Origin of the sequence: Enterococcus sp. HMSC076E04 (assembly GCF_001814285.1) — a bacterium.
Lineage (GTDB): Bacteria > Bacillota > Bacilli > Lactobacillales > Enterococcaceae > Enterococcus_B > Enterococcus_B lactis.
The window spans coordinates 59,562-76,867 of the sequence record NZ_KV815559.1; the positions used below are offsets into that span (position 1 = coordinate 59,562).

Annotated in this window: 15 protein-coding genes and 2 pseudogenes; 3 read left to right on the forward strand and 14 right to left on the reverse strand. The window is 38.3% G+C overall.

The window, feature by feature from the left end:
* Positions 1-19: 19 nt before the first annotated feature.
* The 5 genes and pseudogenes from HMPREF2961_RS00875 to HMPREF2961_RS00895 all read right to left on the reverse strand — a co-directional run bounded on the left by HMPREF2961_RS00875 (position 20) and on the right by HMPREF2961_RS00895 (position 6,822).
* The gene (locus HMPREF2961_RS00875) at positions 20-643 is read right to left on the reverse strand and encodes a hypothetical protein (RefSeq protein WP_002346113.1); all 624 of its coding nucleotides are present in this window, start codon (positions 641-643) and stop codon (positions 20-22) included.
* 155 nt (positions 644-798) lie between these two features.
* Positions 799-2,196, reverse strand: a complete 1,398-nt coding sequence (locus HMPREF2961_RS00880; protein ID WP_070703756.1) for a glycoside hydrolase family 1 protein — start codon at positions 2,194-2,196, stop codon at positions 799-801.
* Positions 2,197-2,217: 21 nt separating this feature from the next.
* Positions 2,218-3,188 (reverse strand): annotated as a pseudogene (locus tag HMPREF2961_RS00885) (LacI family DNA-binding transcriptional regulator).
* A gap of 6 nt (positions 3,189-3,194) precedes the next feature.
* Positions 3,195-5,495 (reverse strand): glycoside hydrolase family 3 C-terminal domain-containing protein, encoded by a 2,301-nt coding sequence (locus HMPREF2961_RS00890; RefSeq protein WP_070703760.1) that lies wholly within the window; start codon positions 5,493-5,495, stop codon positions 3,195-3,197.
* Position 5,496: 1 nt separating this feature from the next.
* The gene (locus HMPREF2961_RS00895) at positions 5,497-6,822 is read right to left on the reverse strand and encodes a PTS sugar transporter subunit IIC (protein ID WP_070703762.1); all 1,326 of its coding nucleotides are present in this window, start codon (positions 6,820-6,822) and stop codon (positions 5,497-5,499) included.
* Between the two features lie 229 nt (positions 6,823-7,051).
* Here HMPREF2961_RS00895 and HMPREF2961_RS00900 point away from each other — a divergent pair, with 229 nt between their 5' ends.
* Together HMPREF2961_RS00900 and HMPREF2961_RS15270 are read left to right on the forward strand one after the other, a co-directional pair.
* Entirely contained in the window at positions 7,052-7,477 is a 426-nt protein-coding gene (locus HMPREF2961_RS00900; protein WP_024634946.1) for a hypothetical protein, read from the forward strand.
* 61 nt (positions 7,478-7,538) lie between these two features.
* Positions 7,539-7,736 carry a hypothetical protein gene (locus tag HMPREF2961_RS15270; RefSeq protein WP_123838128.1) on the forward strand — a complete coding sequence of 66 codons (198 nt, stop codon included), beginning with the start codon at positions 7,539-7,541 and terminating at the stop codon, positions 7,734-7,736.
* A gap of 228 nt (positions 7,737-7,964) precedes the next feature.
* Here the strand turns inward: HMPREF2961_RS15270 and HMPREF2961_RS00910 are convergent, their stop codons facing one another.
* From HMPREF2961_RS00910 to HMPREF2961_RS00920, 3 genes are read right to left on the reverse strand one after another with little or no spacing between them, the layout of a single operon-like run.
* Entirely contained in the window at positions 7,965-8,666 is a 702-nt protein-coding gene (locus HMPREF2961_RS00910) for a deoxynucleoside kinase (RefSeq protein ID WP_070703764.1), read from the reverse strand.
* 15 nt (positions 8,667-8,681) lie between these two features.
* Positions 8,682-9,122, reverse strand: coding sequence for a nucleoside 2-deoxyribosyltransferase (locus HMPREF2961_RS00915; RefSeq protein WP_070703766.1), 441 nt, complete (start codon positions 9,120-9,122; stop codon positions 8,682-8,684).
* Positions 9,122-9,697 carry an LOG family protein gene (locus HMPREF2961_RS00920; protein ID WP_002293608.1) on the reverse strand — a complete coding sequence of 192 codons (576 nt, stop codon included), beginning with the start codon at positions 9,695-9,697 and terminating at the stop codon, positions 9,122-9,124. The genes HMPREF2961_RS00915 and HMPREF2961_RS00920 overlap by 1 nt, the downstream gene beginning before the upstream one ends.
* Positions 9,698-9,937: 240 nt before the next feature.
* On the opposite strand from HMPREF2961_RS00920, the gene HMPREF2961_RS15880 reads away from it, so the two are divergent.
* Positions 9,938-10,147, forward strand: a complete 210-nt coding sequence (locus tag HMPREF2961_RS15880; RefSeq protein WP_083314189.1) for a hypothetical protein — start codon at positions 9,938-9,940, stop codon at positions 10,145-10,147.
* A 397-nt stretch (positions 10,148-10,544) separates the two neighbouring features.
* Here HMPREF2961_RS15880 and HMPREF2961_RS00925 read toward each other — a convergent pair.
* The 6 genes and pseudogenes from HMPREF2961_RS00925 to HMPREF2961_RS00950 all read right to left on the reverse strand — a co-directional run.
* Positions 10,545-11,021: pseudogene (locus tag HMPREF2961_RS00925) on the reverse strand (PTS fructose transporter subunit IIC); the annotation flags it as partial.
* A gap of 161 nt (positions 11,022-11,182) precedes the next feature.
* Positions 11,183-11,884: a GntR family transcriptional regulator gene (locus HMPREF2961_RS00930; protein WP_070703768.1), complete on the reverse strand. Its 702-nt coding sequence runs from the start codon at positions 11,882-11,884 to the stop codon at positions 11,183-11,185.
* Between the two features lie 107 nt (positions 11,885-11,991).
* Positions 11,992-13,434: a glycoside hydrolase family 1 protein gene (locus tag HMPREF2961_RS00935; RefSeq protein WP_002338528.1), complete on the reverse strand. Its 1,443-nt coding sequence runs from the start codon at positions 13,432-13,434 to the stop codon at positions 11,992-11,994.
* A gap of 13 nt (positions 13,435-13,447) precedes the next feature.
* Positions 13,448-15,313 (reverse strand): beta-glucoside-specific PTS transporter subunit IIABC, encoded by a 1,866-nt coding sequence (locus HMPREF2961_RS00940; RefSeq protein ID WP_070703795.1) that lies wholly within the window; start codon positions 15,311-15,313, stop codon positions 13,448-13,450.
* A gap of 121 nt (positions 15,314-15,434) precedes the next feature.
* A complete protein-coding gene (gene licT / locus HMPREF2961_RS00945; RefSeq protein ID WP_002291144.1) occupies positions 15,435-16,286 on the reverse strand; it encodes a BglG family transcription antiterminator LicT in 852 nt (283 codons plus the stop codon).
* Between the two features lie 309 nt (positions 16,287-16,595).
* Positions 16,596-17,306, reverse strand: a 711-nt coding sequence (locus HMPREF2961_RS00950; RefSeq protein WP_256277952.1) for a class A sortase, incomplete at its 5' end; no start/stop codon positions are given.

A 17,306-nucleotide genomic window follows, 5' to 3' on the forward strand; every position in this document is an offset into this window, starting at 1 on the left:
TTTTCACAACCTCTGTTTTTCATTGTCCATAGGTTTGATATTGTCCTTCTGATGACTCATTCGTAATGATTGAGGCTTGATTTTCTTCATTTCCCGTTATCGTTTGTCCACTGCCAGAATCTGAAGGGCTTGGTTCTGTCGACTCGTTTTTTTGAGAAGAAGCAGTTGTTTTCTTGACTTGTTCATTGGTTTTTTTCCATTCCGCTAGTCGATCGGCCACCACTTTTTTGTCCACTTTTTCAGAATAAGCTGTGACCACTTTTCCATTTTTCAAACGAGCTACCTTGTCGCCATCATGAGTCAAAAGCAAAACGGCCAAATGTTTGTCTTTGAATTGATATTGTCTGAGAGAAATCGCACTAAGTACGTCATCGATATTGATAAATTGATTTTCTTCTTTTCCTTTTGGCAAATAGATGTCCAATTCACCTTTTTCGTAATTGGCAGTTAATTTATATTCCTCCCACCAATAAGTTGAGAATTCTTTTTTGAAATTATCTACTGATTCTTTGCTTGCTACGATTTTTTCTGTTTCTTTCTGAGCAAGATCTGCTGTCATTTTTCCTGAAAATGCTGCGGATAAAATAAGCAGTAAGAAAAAACCGAATAACCAAAAGAGAAGAAACGGTCTTTTTTTCCTCATGCCTTCCTCCACTCCTATTTAATTTTGACTATTCTATTATATACAAAAAATGAAATAGAAAGACAAAAAAGTTGAAAAAGATCGTAAATAATTGAACTTCTTTTTCCTGAAGCGGTAAGAACGGGAATTTTCATACATTCTCTCTTGGCTATTCTTTAAGCTTCAAATCCATTTCTGTCTGATACATCTTTGAACCAATGACCCGATTTCTTAATCGTTCTTTTTCCATCTTGTGCTAAATCTACTGAAATAAAACCGTAACGATTCTTATAGGCATTGGTCCACGACCAGTTATCCATGCATGTCCACATATGATAACCTAAACAATTGGCACCTTCTTGAATGGCTTGATGGACATATTTCAGATGAGATTGAACAAATTCGATCCGATAATCATCGTGGATCATACCATCTTCCTTGATAAATCGTGCTTCATTTTCTACACCCATGCCGTTTTCAGAAATAAAACAGTCGATATTCCCATAATGATCTCGTACATTGATCAAAATATCATAGATTCCTTTTTCATAGATCTCCCATCCGCGATAAGGATTCATTTTACGACCAGGCATTTCATAATTGTCGAAGTAATCCTCAGGCATAGGACCGTTTTTAGTATCGATTGGTGTTTCTTTTGCTTTTATTCGGCGTGGCTGGTAATAATTAATTCCCAAAAGATCTACTGTGTTTTCTTTAATGATCGCCAAATCATCTGGATGGATCTCCGGCATTAGATCGAGTTCTTTTATTCTTTCGATCAATTCACTTGGAAACTCGCCTTTTACAGCTGGATCAAGGAATGAACGATTGAAGAACGCATCTGCTATTCGTGCTGCTTTAATATCTTCGGGATTTGATTCGTCTCTTGGATAACTCGGTGTCAAATTCAAGATGATTCCGATAACACCGCTTTGGTCCATTTCATGGTAAGCTTTGATGGCTAATGCTGAAGCCAACGCTTCATGATAACCAACTTGGATTGCTTTTTTCATATCTGATTCTTCCGGATAATGCCATCGATACAAATAGCCTGCCTCGACTGGAACGATTGGTTCATTATGGGTAAACCATTTTTTTACTTTCGAGCCAAACAATTGAAAACAACTTTTTGCGTATTTTTCATAGGCTTCAACCGTTTCTCGGTTCAACCATCCGCCTTTTTCTTGCAGATACATCGGCATATCGAAATGATACAGATTAACAAAGGGTTCGATACCGTTTTCAATCAACTCATCAAAATAGCGATGATAGAAACGAACGGCTTCTTCGTTGATTGTTCCAGATTCATCAGGTATCAAACGGCTCCATTGGATAGAGGTTCGAAATGAATTATGCCCAGTCTGTTTCATCAACTGTACATCCTCTTGATACTTCGTATAAACTTGCGAGGTTTTTTCAGGTCCTACTTGATCAAAGAACTTTTGCGGTTCGTTTTTGTACCAATAATCAAAAATGTTCTCTCCTTTTCCATCGCCTGAAATTCTTCCTTCTGTTTGTGGACCACTTGCTGCAGAGCCCCACCAAAAATTTTCTGGAAATTGATATCTTTTCATCAAAGCACCTCTTTTTTTTTTTTAGTTGATTCCATGTATGATATTTCCATCACAATCACTTTTTCATTTTCTTCTTCTTCTTTTTTGATTCGTTTCAACAGCTGTTCTGCTGCTCGTTCCCCGATTTTATCTGTTGGTGGCGTGATCGTGATTTTCGGAAGGATACTCAGATCGTTTTTATCTAAATAATCATAGTGACTGAACGCAATATCCTTCCCGATTCTGACACCTTCTTGATTAAAACATTCGATGGCACCAATCGACATATTGTAATTGCTGACAAAAATAGCAGTTGCCCTTTTTTCTAATAATGCTTTTGCCCCGTAATAGCCGCTTTTTCTAGAATAGTCTCCTGTAAAGATCTCTAAATGGATAGACGGATCCTTTTGTACCGCTTCTTTGGCTCCAGCTAAACGTTCTCTTGCTACGTAATCTGTTTGAGCGGCAGCAATAAATCCTATTGTTTTATGTCCTTGTTCGCCATGATGAGCAATCACTCTTGCTACACTTTCTCGATCATTCACTACTATTGTATCAATACCTCCTGGCCCATCCGGACAATTCAATGCGACAACTGGGATACTCATTTTTGTGAGCATTTCAAATCCAGACCACTCTTCTTCTGATAAGAAGACAATCAACCCATCGATTGCATGCTTCATCAGGTATTCGATTTTTTGATCGATTTTTTCTGGCTGATCGGCAAACCCGCTTAATAATAAGCTATACCCATTTTCTTCAGCTACTCTTTCGATCCCTGAAACAACCTCCGAACCAAAACGGCTAGATATCCCGTTTATCAAAAGTCCAATAGAGAAACTTCGATTATTCTTCAATCCTTTAGCAATGATGTTTTCTTTATAGTCCAACGCTGAAATCGCTTCTGCTATTTTTTCCATATTCTTTTCCTTCAGCTGCTGACCGTTTAAATAGCGGGAAACTGTTCCCACTGAAACACCAGCCATCTTAGCCACGTCACGGATCGATGCCATACATTTTCACTCCTGCCAGTTACATTTGATTTCTTTTTCTTGTTGTTCGACCGTGATGACCGCTTTCTTTGCATAATGCCGCTTGTCATCAATGTCCATATAACTAAAGTCTTCAGAAGTGAGTTCAAAAACAAGCAGTCTTTCCTCTTGAGACTGCAAGTCATCTTTACGAAAAGCTTTCAATAATTTCGTTCTTTGGATGACAGCGCCGTCAATTAATCGGACATAGACAAGAGTACTTGTTTTACCTGAAACACTTCCTGTATTTTTAACTTTAATTGATATTATTACTTTGTCAATATCCGTTTTGACTTCCATCTGACTGTATTCAAATGTTGTATAGCTTAGACCATGTCCAAAAGGATAAAATGGACTGCCGCTTAAATCATAATAATTCTCTTGTTTAGAAGCAGCACGCTGATAGTAATAAACAGGTAGTTGCTGACTATTTCTAGGATAAGACAAACTCAATCGTCCGCTTGGGTTATTTCTTCCAGAAATCATCTGCGCAATGGCTTTTCCACCCTCCTGTCCAGGAAACCATGCTGTTGCAATGGCATTCGTAAATGACTCGATTTTCATCAAATCGTAGGGTCTTCCTTGCACAAGTATCGTGATGATTGGCTTGCCTAGTTGATACAATTGTTCAATCAGTTGTTGTTGGTATCCACCTAAAGAAAGAGAAGCAACATCTACATTTTCTCCAGAATCCATGTTGATCCCTTTCGATGAAACTGCCCCGTTACGAAGAAATTCCATATCAAAGTTCCGCGCACTTGATCCACCTAGAACTGCAATGATCACATCTGAGTTTTGAGCAAGGGTCACCGCTTCTAATAATTTTTCTTCCTGATCCTCCTGATTTCTTACTTCACATCCTTGTGCATAAGAAACCGTTGATTGGGGAAACTCTGTTTTTATCTCTTGTACTATCGTTTTTTTCAAACGGTCTTCTGTTTGTGGTGCAGAGTAGTCTCCCAACAAGTGGTAAACATCGTGAGCATTTGGTCCTATAACAGCAATGTTTTTTACTTGTTGATCCAACGGCAATATACCGTCATTTTTTAGTAAAGTGATACTTTCTTTTGCTGTCTCTAAATTTAAGTGCTCTGATTCCTCCATGAGATGATCCCAATACTCCTTTGGATCGTTTGCAAATGGTTGTTCAAACAAACCTAATAAAAATTTGACAGATAAAACTCGGCGAACTGCTTGATCTAGTAGCTTTTCATCTACGACTTGATCATCAATGGCTTCTGCAATCTTGGTATAGGTCTCGTCCCACAAACTGAGATCGATTCCTGCCGCTAATGCATATGCTGCAGCAGTCTTTTTATCTGTAAAAACATCGGATAAACGATCCAAAGCAACACCGTCTGCCATAACGATCCCTTGATAACCGATCTCTTTTCTTAATGTTTGCTCAAAAAGCGCTCGATTGATATGACAAGGTACCCCGTCGATATCATTATAAGCAGCCATGACACCTACTGCATTTCTTGTGCTCTTCAATAATGGCTCGTAAATATCGGAGAACTCTCTGCGTCCAATCGTCACTGTGCCTGAATTATGACCGCCTAAAGCTTCTCCTTGTGCGATACAGTGCTTTAACACAACACCGATCTGATCCTTCTTCTTATTGATTTCCTCTACTGTCTGATCAAGAAAAGAAACTTTTTCTGAAATAATCTCTCCTTGGAACCCTCGAACGACCGCTTCAGAAAAACGAGCTGAGAGAATCGGATCTTCCCCAAAGCACTCTTCTGTCCTTCCCCAACGAGGATCTTTTGCCAGATCCAAAGTCGACACCAGCGCTAAATGAACACCTTTAGCAGCCAGTTCTTTTGCCATCAATCGGCTAGTTTGTTCTAATAACGCTACATTGAAGGTATTTCCACGGCCGATATTCGTTGGATAAGAAATCCCATCCAAACCTTGATGACCATGTGGACATTCTTCTACAAGCAAAACTGGAATTTTCCATCGCGAATGCTTTAGTACATATTCTTGGACTAGGTTAGCCACCTTCCAGCTTTCTTTTGCAAGAATCCCATTCTTATAATCTGTTTTAGACCACGGATCAGAGCGAAACAGACCGTATAAGGCACCCAGACCGCCTCCCCATTTAACATGTTCTTTTAACTTTTCTGTTAATTCGTTCTTGTCTCCGTTTTTTTCATAACATTCCCAACCATACAAATGCTGGTTTACCTGTCCTACTTTTTCAGCAATATTCATCCGCGAAAGTAAATCTTCTACTCTTTGGCGGATGGTCAACTTTGGGTTTTGATACGGGTAATCGTACACCTTAATATCCTCCTTCTGCCAATTTTGCCTTATTAGCGGCTAACACAAATGGCAGGAATAAAAATACATCTAGAACGATAAGTATTACTGTTAAGACTGCTGCTCGTATATCGTCTCCTGTAGCAATAAAAGATTGTATAACCGGCGGAGTGATCCAAGGTGCAGCAGCAACTGTTTTACTGATGATTCCAAGACTTGTGGCTGCGTAGGCAATAATCAAGTTAATAAATGGTATAATAGCGCAAGGAACCATATACATTGGATTCATGACTACTGGTAATCCAAACATAATTGGTTCCGTAATATTAAATAAACAAGTAGTCAGACCAAATTTAGCGATCGATCGCTGTTCTTGACGTTTAGAAGCCCACAAGATAGCAATAACTAACGGTAAAATACACCCGCCACCTCCGATCAATCCAAATGCATTGGTAAAGGGCTCCGTAATAATATTAGGAATTTCTTTTCCTACTGAAAAAGCATCCATGTTTTCCTGAATAGACTGTAACAAAGGTGCTTGCCGTATAGGAGCCAAAATACTCGAACCATGCATACCAAACACCCATAAGAAATCAGAGAAAAACTGTAAAAATAAGATGCCTGGGACGGATAAAACAAAAGCTTTCAATGGTGTCTGAATCGCTAATTCAATTAATTGCGGAACATTCAAACCAGTCGTATGGTTTAAAGTAAAAACGACAACTGAAAAAAATAAAATGACAACTATTTCTGGTACTAAAGAATTAAATGACGTAGCTACTGCCGGTGGAACTCCTTCTGGCATCCTAATTTTAAAACTCTTCATTTTCGCTAATTTGATAAATAATTCTGTACTGACAAGAGCAGCAATCATCGCCGTTGCTAAGCCAGACGAAGAAGTCAGACTTTGTAAGAAAACCCCTGTAGCTTCTGCTGTATTTCCGTCCATCAAAGTGACTGTACTTGATAAAGGCATCAAAATAAACATTACGGCTGTACTTAGAATTCCTGCATGAACAGGACTAAATAATGGATCATCAATCACGCCTGTTTGGATATAGTGGGTTGCCGAATTCCAGCCGATATTGTAACACACGATAATAGCTAAAATACTCATCGTACCATTATTCACGATTGAAGCAAGTTCAGCCAATGGACTTAGATCAAGTATTCTTTGGACTGTTGCATTTGAAAAAATCAGAGCATTCAGCAAAACCATGACAGAAGCAGCCATTACTAACGGCATAGTAACGATAAAACTGTCTCGAATGGCCAGCAAGTGTCGCTGGCTACTCATCTTAGATACGATTGGTAGCATTTTTTCAGATAGTCTGTCTACGACTTTCATTATTTCATCTCCTAGATTCTAAAATTGAACCGGTTCATTTTTAATATAGCACTTTTCTAAAAGATTGCAACACATCTTTTAAAACGCTTTCTAAAGGTGGTGGATTTTTTATGACTTTTGAAAATTTATTCCATTTAATGGTATTTTGTGAATTTTTTCTCTTCCATCCGTTTGAAGTTTTACTCTCCAATGGTATAATTTCTTTATCCTATCAAATGGGGGAAGTATTTTGAAGAAATTAATCGTACTATTTATTTTGTCTGCGGGACTTTTGACATTGACTGGCTGTGATTTGTTTGGCGGCTCTGACCAATCCTCGGACGAAACAACCGATTCTTCTGTCTTAAAAGCGGAAAAAGCAGATATCACCAACAGTGTATATACGCTAAAAGTACGTAAAGATATGGATTTATCCGCGGGACAGTTGACATTTACAGATAAAAAAATGGAATGGACACGCACGTATCAGACACAAGGAGCTGATTCTTCTGAATCATCTGAAGAAAAAACAGTGCTGACAGATATCAAGATCACTACCAAAGATGACGAATATATTATTTCAGGAAAAGAAAATAAAAAAGAAGCAACAGTCACATTTACCAAAATCGGTAATTACCGTTTGAAGGATGAGGATGGCAACATCTACAGTCTATAGTGCCGTCTGTTGGATCTTCTTTTGTTTCTCCCCTTCTTTTCTGCTATAGTAAAGAAGCAAGATGACTGTAAAGGAGACGAAATGGATGATCGATAGTCCTGATTATTGTACATGTAATAACAACAAAAATATCCATACAGAATTTAATGATCAAGGAAGTTTGAGTATATGCGATAATTGCCACAAACTAGTCAAAGATTCTTTTAAATCGTTTGAATCTTATCCTGTCAAAAATTATGTAAAAAGCAAAAGAAGATAAGCAAAATCAAGCAAAACTCACTATGGCTGATTTTTATGAACTTCAAACTGAGCTTCTTCCTTTGATCAAGCTTCATCAGTAAAACAAACAGTGGGTCATTTCAGTTCACAAATCAAAGATTAACGTTTTATTTATTTCACATCTTTGAATATAAAATAACCAAACGATAGAAAGACTTATTCTACATCACATAGTAATTTTTCTTTCCCGTCGTTTGGTTTTTTATTTTTAGCCTAATCCTTGACCTTTCGCATGCTGATTATCTGTAAAATATTTTCCAGCAGGCTTTCCTTCCAATTCAGCTAATTTTTCTTGGATCTGACGAATCACCTTTTTTGCATCTTCTGGATTTTCTACAAAATCGAATGTATCCCCATCCACTTGTATTTTAGGACATACATCGAAATCTTCATACCATTGATTATAGCGGGTGTTCAATGTTTCGTAATAGGTGTATAACGTTTCATCGCTTTCTAGCTGTTCATAGTCACGCCCGCGTTTTTTGATACGTTCTAGCATCGTGTCCAAAGAAACTTTGATATGGACCATCAAATCAGGCCGTTTTTTTGGAGCAACATCATCTAACTCGTTTAGCATCGTATCTAATAAGCTATCGTACTGCTGTACTTCGATATCCGTTACCCGACCTAAATCAGCATTTAGATGGAACAACAGACTATCTTCGTAGATGGAGCGGTCTAGCACATTGTCATCGTTCACTAAAGCATTTTTCATTGCTAAAAATCGCTTATTCAAAAAGAAGATTTGCAATAAAAATGCGTACTGCTCAGGATTTGAATAAAAAAGCGGCAATACTTCGTTATCTTCGACATTTTCATAAAATGGTTTAGAATCAATCTCTTTTGCAAGCATATCCGTCAAACTGCTCTTACCTGCACCAATCGTTCCTGAAATCAAAATCACTGACATACAACCCTTCCTCTTCTATAAGTACTCGCCTACGTAAGTTTCAACAGGCAATTTTTCAAAATCATATTCGCGTACAGCTTGGTCTGATTTTAAATACGTGTGAAGACTTTGTGTAATCATCAAGTTCGTAGGTACCGTCTCTTCTTGTACAATGATCATCGGTTTTTTCAACATAGTTGCCACACCTAATTCGTAAGCCGTTCCTGGATCGATTATTTGATGCTCAAAGTCAAGGATAGCAACAACAAATTCTGCATTTGTCAGTTCTTCCATATCTTTTTCGTATACTTCCTGCGCCCATCCAGCGCTGAATAGTTCATAATTGCTTTCTTGGTGATGACGTGGAGAGTAGAAACTTGTGACTGTTTTGTTTTCCTCCAACGCTTTTTCGATACGACTTACTCGATCGATTTGCTCCTCTGAAAAAAATGGTCCTGCTAAATATATTTGACTCATTATTTTGCCTCCTTCAATAATAACTGATTTTTAATAGATACTGCTCGTAATTCATTGACCAGTTCCAATGGATTGTTGGAAAAGATTACTTGATCCAACCATTTTTTATCCATAAAATCCTCTTTTGCAAAAGTTTCTAATAATTGTTGCAAGCCGCTGTAATAACCGCCAATATTCAATATTCCGATTGGCTTGTCAGGCGTCAGACCGATTGCTATCCAAGAAAGAAGTTGTGAGAATTCCTCCAATGTACCTAGACCTCCAGGGAAAACGAGGACAGCATCTCCCTTTTCAAATAATAATACCTTTCTTTCATCGATCGTTTCTGTAGGAATGAATGTAGTAACATCTTTTCCAGGCAATTCAGTTTCAAAAAGCCCATTCGGATAGATACCTGTGACTTTTCCGTTATTTTCCAGTACTGTTTTACTAATCACTCCCATAATCCCGGAGTATGAACCACCGTAAACCAGTTCGATTTCTTCTTGTGCCATGTATTTTCCTAACGTTTGCGCAATAAATTTGTAACTTTCTTTATTACCAAAACGGGAACCGCAAAAAACAGTAAGTTTCATAAAAAAACACTCCCTAGCTCAAAAGTCTATCTTCATTCTACACGTGTTTTTTTAAAATAAAAGACTAGATTTTGTAGTTTTTTAGTGGTATACAGGATAGACGCCACTATATATAGTATTTAGAAAAAAATCATTTTTCAGCTATTTTATAGATAAAACAAAAATAAATAACGTGTTTTCATCGATATGAAATGACTTACTTATAGAAGATACTGGGATTTCGTCCTATATGCCAATAACGTGTATTATTTTAAACAACAAATACTTGTTTCTTTTATTAACGAAAAAATCATTTTGTTCTCGTGTTATGTTTCACTGATAAATGATGTTTCTCTAAATGAAAAAGCCGACGAACTAAACGATCAAAATTTGATCATTTTTGTTCATCAGCTTCTCCTAAAAATCTTTTTGTTAACGATAAATAGCTGGATTTGTAAAAATATCACTTGAATCGTCACTGCTGGAAGAAAATTCAGTGATAACCGCACCTGTTGCGCCTGCCTGGAACTAGTGTTTGATATTGGGCTCGAACGTGTACTGATCTCTAGCATGAAGAATAATTTCTTTTTTTACTGTATAATAACTTTCTTTCCTTTTTGGAATAGTACAGGAAAGTTTTTTTGTTTCCTTTCCTTCGACATAAGGTATACCAGACCTTTTCGACAACGAAAGGTTCTCATTTTTCCTTCATCGTCATTTCAAGGAGGGTGCCGATGCTCTGGACAGTTTCGATCGCTCCTAAACCAAAATCTGTATATTCGATTCTTTCTAACTCTGATTCTTTCATACCATTCCTGCCTCAAGGTACATCTATTGTACTTTTTTCTTGTAATCCATTCTGCCTCTCCTAACTAATTGTCAAATCATCCCAAGATATGTCTTCTTCCTCTTTTTCTTCTTGGATGATTTCTGCATTCGGATCTACTGGTTTTTTCAATAATAAAATGGTTATTCCTGTGACAAAAGAACCAGCTAACAATGCACCAATGAATGCCCATGGTCTGGTCATCGTAGCGACTGCAAACATTCCCGATGCCGGAATACGGCTATCTGCGCCCCAAAACATGCTTAATCCGCCACCTACTGCCCCACCGACTCCCGTTGCTATGACATTGCGTTCCAAGTCGTTCAATACGATAGGGAAACATCCCTCTGTGATCTGACAGATCCCCATAGGAAAAGCGGTCTTCAATGTATCGATTTCTTGACGATTGAATATATTTTTACGAATGATTTTCCCTAAGAAATAAGCGATCGTCAAGCCGAATGGGGTTACCATCGAAGCTAAAATCAATACAGTGATTGGTTCATAGATTCCTTCTGAAAATCGTGCCACACCCCCTTATCCAGAATAAATGGTAATCCAGAAACAGCCGTGTATCTGCGGTAATAAGCCTAACCAAACGAAAAATATGAGAAGCTATTTTTGTTTGGCTGTTCTTATTACTTGATGCAGGGCAGCTTTTTCACAACCTCTTTTTTTATTTATGTTTCATAATCAATATGGTAAGGATGCAGCTCCGTATGGTAGACCGCCTCCGAATATTCAATCATTTCCCCAATTTGCGTAGACGATTTCCGTATCCGTTTGATGCCGATCTGTGCGTCTGTTTTCAGAATTCCTTGTTCTTCTTCTGTTAAAAATACTGCCGAGAAATCATCAGAAAATGAGTCAATAGTATATCCTTTTTTCGTCAGCAAACGATACAAAGATTCTTTGCCAAATTCTTCTCTGCTGAATTGCATCATTTCTTGTGGAAGATAATGAACAAAATAAATATAAGGCTGATTGTTCAAATAATATAAGCGCTTAAAACAAACAGCTTGCTCACCGAAAAAGGAAAACAAAGGATCTTCCTTCTTTATATGGACCAATTGCAAATCCAGCGTTTCTTTCCGGACTTCATATCGGAAGTTCTCCAAGATTTGCGTAAAGCTTGCCGCTTTGGATAATCGATTGTAAGGACGATTGCTTAGAACCGTCGTCCCACGACCACTTTTCTTTGCGACATATTCATCTGATGCCAGCAGTTCGATTGCCTTTCGGACAGTGATTTTGCTGACTTGAAACAGTTCTTCTAATTCACTTTCTGTCGGCAACATCGAACCGACTGGATATTTTCCTGAGAAAATATCTTCTTTAATTTTATCTGCGACTTCCAAGTATAGTACACGTGTCCTTTTCATAACGTCACCCTTTGCTTTACTATTACTAAAAGAATAGCACATAAAAAAAAAAAAAAGAACACAAATCACATGTGAGAAGTGTGTTCTTTTTCATTCAGCTGCTTTAATTACAAGTTTACGCCATTTGAGGCAATTACTTCTTTATACCAATCAAAAGATTTTTTCTTTGATCGATTCAGTGTCCCATTTCCTTCATCGTCTAGATCCACATAGATAAAGCCGTAACGTTTACTCATTTCTCCTGTTGATGCACTGACAAGATCGATACATCCCCAAGGCGTATAGCCCATCAAATCTACACCGTCTGCTACTGCATTAGCCATCGCTTCGATATGACGACGTAAATAATCGATCCGATAATCATCAATAATCGTGCCATCCTCTTCCATATGATCAATGGCTCCAAGACCGTTTTCAACAATGAATAATGGTTTCTGGTAACGATTGTATAATTCATTCAATGCGATTCTCAGCCCTTCTGGATCGATCTGCCAGCCCCATTCACTTGCCTCAAGAAACGGATTTTTTACTCCTCCCAGCAAGTTCCCTTCTGAAGTTGCTGCTTGTGGATCAGTCTCATTGATTGCCGTAGACATATAATAACTAAATCCGATGTAGTCCACTGGATATTCTTTTAGCAACTGGAAGTCTTTTTCCGTTTGCTCTAATTTTTCCGGATCGACTCCATATTTTTTATGGGTACGCGCTGTGTATGCAGGGTATTCTCCACGTACTTGGACATCCGTGCAGAAAAAATTGAATTCTTGGTTTTGGATCATTGTTGCTGCCTGATTGACTGGATTGGCATCGATGCTGTAAGTTGTTGCATAGATAATCATGCAGCCGATTTGGATATCCGAACGCAATTCGTGGCCGATTTTTACGGCTTTGCTACTTGCAACGAATTGATTATGCCATGCTTGGAAAATATTTTGGTACTCTCCTGCTCCATTGCTTTTTACTAATCCTTGACTTAAAGCTGGAAAGTGAAAGGCCGAATTGATTTCATTGAAAGTCATCCAATATTTGACTTTACTGCTGTATCTCTCTAATACTGTCTGAGCAAATCGTTCATAGAAGTCGATCAGTTTTCGATTTTTCCAGCCACCGTATTCTTTTGCCAAATGAAGAGGCATTTCGTAATGAGAAATCGTGATCACAGGTTCAATATCATATTTTAAGCACTCATCAATCAGCTGATCATAAAATTCTAATCCCGCTTCGTTAGGAGTACCTTCGTCTCCATTTGGAAAAATTCGTGTCCAGGCAATCGAAAAACGATAACATTTGAATCCCATTTCCGCAAACAAGGCAAGATCTTCTTTGAAACGATCGTAATGATCGATTCCTCGATGATTCGGGTAAATATATTTTTCTTGATCAATCGTCCAGTCAAATTCTTCACTGCCGATAATCGCAAAGCGCTGCTTACCTCCAGGCATAGCATCTGCAACGGATAGCCCTTTTCCGTCTCGATCATAAGCCCCTTCTAATTGATTGGCAGCAGTTGCTCCACCCCATAAAAATTTTTCTGAAAAACGTGATTGCATCCTGATTTCCTCCTTATTTTACAATTGCCAGAACATCTTCGTTTGCAATAATCTCTTTTTGGTCTAATTCAAGTATATCGGCAAATGCATCAGTATTCGTAATGACAACTGGAGTGATTACGCTATAGCCAGCTGCTCTAATTGCTTCGATGTCAAAACGAATCAATAAATCTCCTGCTTTGACGAGATCCCCTTGTTTGACTAAGATCTCAAAGCCATTCCCATTTAATTCTACTGTATCCATCCCGATATGAATCAAAATCTCCGCTCCGTCAGTCGTTGTGATCCCTACAGCATGTCCAGTTGGAAAAATAGTCGTGATCTCTCCGTCTGCAGGTGCAACTAGTTCTCCTACTTCTGGATCAATAGCGATACCTTTTCCCATCACGCCAGAAGAAAAAACTTGGTCTGGTACTTCACTCAATGGCAGTACTTTACCCGTTAAAGGACTTTTTAAGGTATGCCGTGCTGAAGTAATCGGTTCTCCTGCATTCGCATGTTTGTTTTCTAATTGATTGTCTTGTGTTTGTTCGTCAAATCCTAAAATCAATGTACCTACGAATGCAAGAACAAAAGCAATTCCTGTAGCTATTACTGCTACTGTCGCATTTGACTCTACACCATCCACCGTACTAATGAAAGTCGGAATCGTCAATAAGCTGACCAAACTGCTGGAGAAAGCTTTTACTCCGGAAAATCCGATAATAGCTCCACCAATACCTCCAGAAATACAAGCGGCAATGAATGGTTTCTTCAAAGGTAATGTCACACCATACACAGTTGGTTCAGTGATTCCAAATAACGAAGTCACTGTAGAAGAAATCCCTAATGCTCGAAGTTTCGTATCTTTTGTTCGCAATGCTACAGCTAAAGCAGCCCCACCTTGTGCCAAGATGGCTGGAAGAAGCATTGGCATCAATACATCAAACCCATATTGTTCGATATTCAAAAACATGATCGGTACGAATCCCCAATGCATGCCGAACATCACGAATACTTGCCATAAACTTCCCATGATTAGACCTGCTACGATTGGACTAAATCCATAAATCGAGTTGAAGAGACCGCCTAAAGCATTACCGGCAACCGTCCCGATTGGTCCTAAAGCAAGAAGTGTTAATGGAACCATCACTACTAAAACGACAAGCGGAACTAAAATCATTTGCAGAAATTGCGGAATCACTTTTTTTACGAATGGCTCTAATTTACTTTGAACCCATACGGCTAGAATGATTGGTATGACAGAAGAAGTATAACCAGATGGTGAAAGAATCACTGGGATCCCAAAGAAACTGATAGCTTCTCCCGCACCAGCAACTGCTGTGATAGCTGGATACACAAGTGCCATAGCAATTGCTACTGCTAAAAACTGGTTGGCTTTGAACTTTTTAGCTGCTGTAAAAGCAAGCATGACAGGTAAGAAGGTAAAGACACCATCTGCTGCAGCAAACAATATTTGATAAGTACCGCTATCAGCTGTCAGCCAGCCCATCACCGTTGCCAATGACAAGAATCCTTTCAATACCCCGGCGGCTGCCATCGCCCCTAGAAAAGGTGTAAATATGCTAGAAATGATATCAATTAGACGATTCAAAATATTTTTGGACTCTTCTTTTCCATCCTCCGAAACTGCAAGACCTTCCTCATCCACGATCGATTGATAAACATCTGCTACATTACTGCCAATCACTACTTGATACTGACCGCCACTTTGGACGACTTGGATCACGTCTGGGTCTTCTTTTAACTTTTGCGTATCTGCTAAGGATTCATCTTTTAATCTGAACCGCAAACGCGTAGCACAATGTACTAAACTTTTGACATTCTTTTGCCCTCCTACCGCTTCCCATACACGACGACCAACTGCTTGATTATCCATTGTTTTTTCCTTCTTTCTTTTTTTATTTAAAAAATAAAAACCCAGATTGAAAAAAACAGTCACAAACATTCGTGAACCTATTTTTTCAATCCAGGTTTTGCCTGCCATACAGTAACAATCCTTATGATTGGATGCTTTTTTTCTCACTTACTACTCTTTGAATATGGATCGTTAAATAAATCTGCTCTGCGATTCCCATTTCCTGTTTTTGCGTTTGTCGAAGATACTCATTGATCCGTTCGACACAATGAAACGCTTTTGGATACTTTCCTTGAACTAATGCGTAGAGAAATTCATCTTGTTCGTCAGATCCTTCCCCTTTGAGATAACGCTGGGCAAAAAACTGCAGATGAGTAATGATACGCTGATAATTCAAAGATTCTTCATCGAACACGATGCCGAAGAATTTACTGATGATACTCAGTATATCTCTTACCATTGTGGTAGCGGTCATCGTCACTTGCATGTCTTCGTTTCCTTGTTGGCTATTCACAAAATGAAAGGCAATAAAACCGGCTTCATCCTCAGAAAGTTCCACACCAGTCTTTTGTTTCACGAACAAAAGAGCCTCTTTCGCTGCTTGATATTCTTTCGGATAAAATTTTTTTGTTTCAAATAATAATGGATTAGGCAGTTGGATATTTTCTTTTGCCCGTGTGATCGCATAATGAAGATGATCGGTCAATGTCAGATAAATATTAGGCGAAAATTCAACTTTTAGTTTATCTTCAGCCAGTTCAACTACTTGTTTGACCCATTCGATCTCCTCTGCCGGAATATCAGCCATCAGCTGTTGGAATTGGTTTTTAGCAAAAGAATCTCTTAAAACAAATTCTTTTTGGACCGCTTCTGGCGAAATCTCGTCCCCAATCTTTTTTTGAAAAGCTAGTCCTTTTCCCATACAAACGACTTCTTCCCCGAATCCATTTTTCGAAATGACGACGTTGTTATTCAAAATTTTATCAATTTTCATTTTGCTTCGCCCTCTCAAGAAAAATAAAAAAACCTAGAATTCGCCTACTGTTTCTTAGCTGAATTCTGGTTTTGCCTGCCGTACAGTAACAATCCATTTCTTATTCAAAATCATCATACCATCGAATTTTTATTTATGCAAGCCTTTTCATATAAAAAATAAAAAAACTGGAACACAAGTCTATCTAGAAAACAACCAAATCAGAGATGCACCTCTTTGCGTTCCTCTTTTTTTCAGCAAATTGGTTTTTCCTTATCGATTTATATCCTTTGGCTGTTTTTGATCTGTAACGACTTATGTCCCAGTATCCTAAAATGTTTTTGTCTCTAGATTGAAAGCAGTTCTCATATCATCTGTCGCATCTTTTATCGGTGTAACACTTTCCAGTTCGCCTTGTACAACTAGTCGCGTGACTGCATCCATGTCGCCACAAGTAATTAGTGTGACGATTTCTTTTCCCTCGACTTCATTCAGTAATTGGGTATCTGTAGGAGCAACTTTTTCTTTAAAAAATGTTTTATATGTATACACATTTTCTAAATCCGTCAAATAGATCTTGGCACCCATTTCCAAATTTTCCAGCGGTGTAAACAACAATTCAGGGTTCGTTGCACGATGGCTTGCTAAGGCATAATTTCCTTTTCCCATTTCTTGATCTGGAGATAATGTTCCTGCTCCGTAAAGTAGTGACGTATTATCCAAGCCTTTGAAAACCGGTAAATTGATTGAAACTGAAGGGACTGCGATACTAGCAATCACTGGTAGATCTGTTCCTCTCATTTGCGACCTCATGACCCCTTCTGTCGTCATTGGTTCTACCGCATCAAAGTCAAAACTGACATCTTTATCGTTATTCTTTTTCAGATCTTCTTTTGTTACATTCGCTATAGCATATTTATCTCCTGTCTCTCTGACAAGATAATCCTTGATCTGTTCATTGAAAATCAAAGCTAGTCCTACTAATAACAAGAGGAACAAGAGGATATTGACTAGCCATCTTTTTGCTTTTCCTTTTTTTTT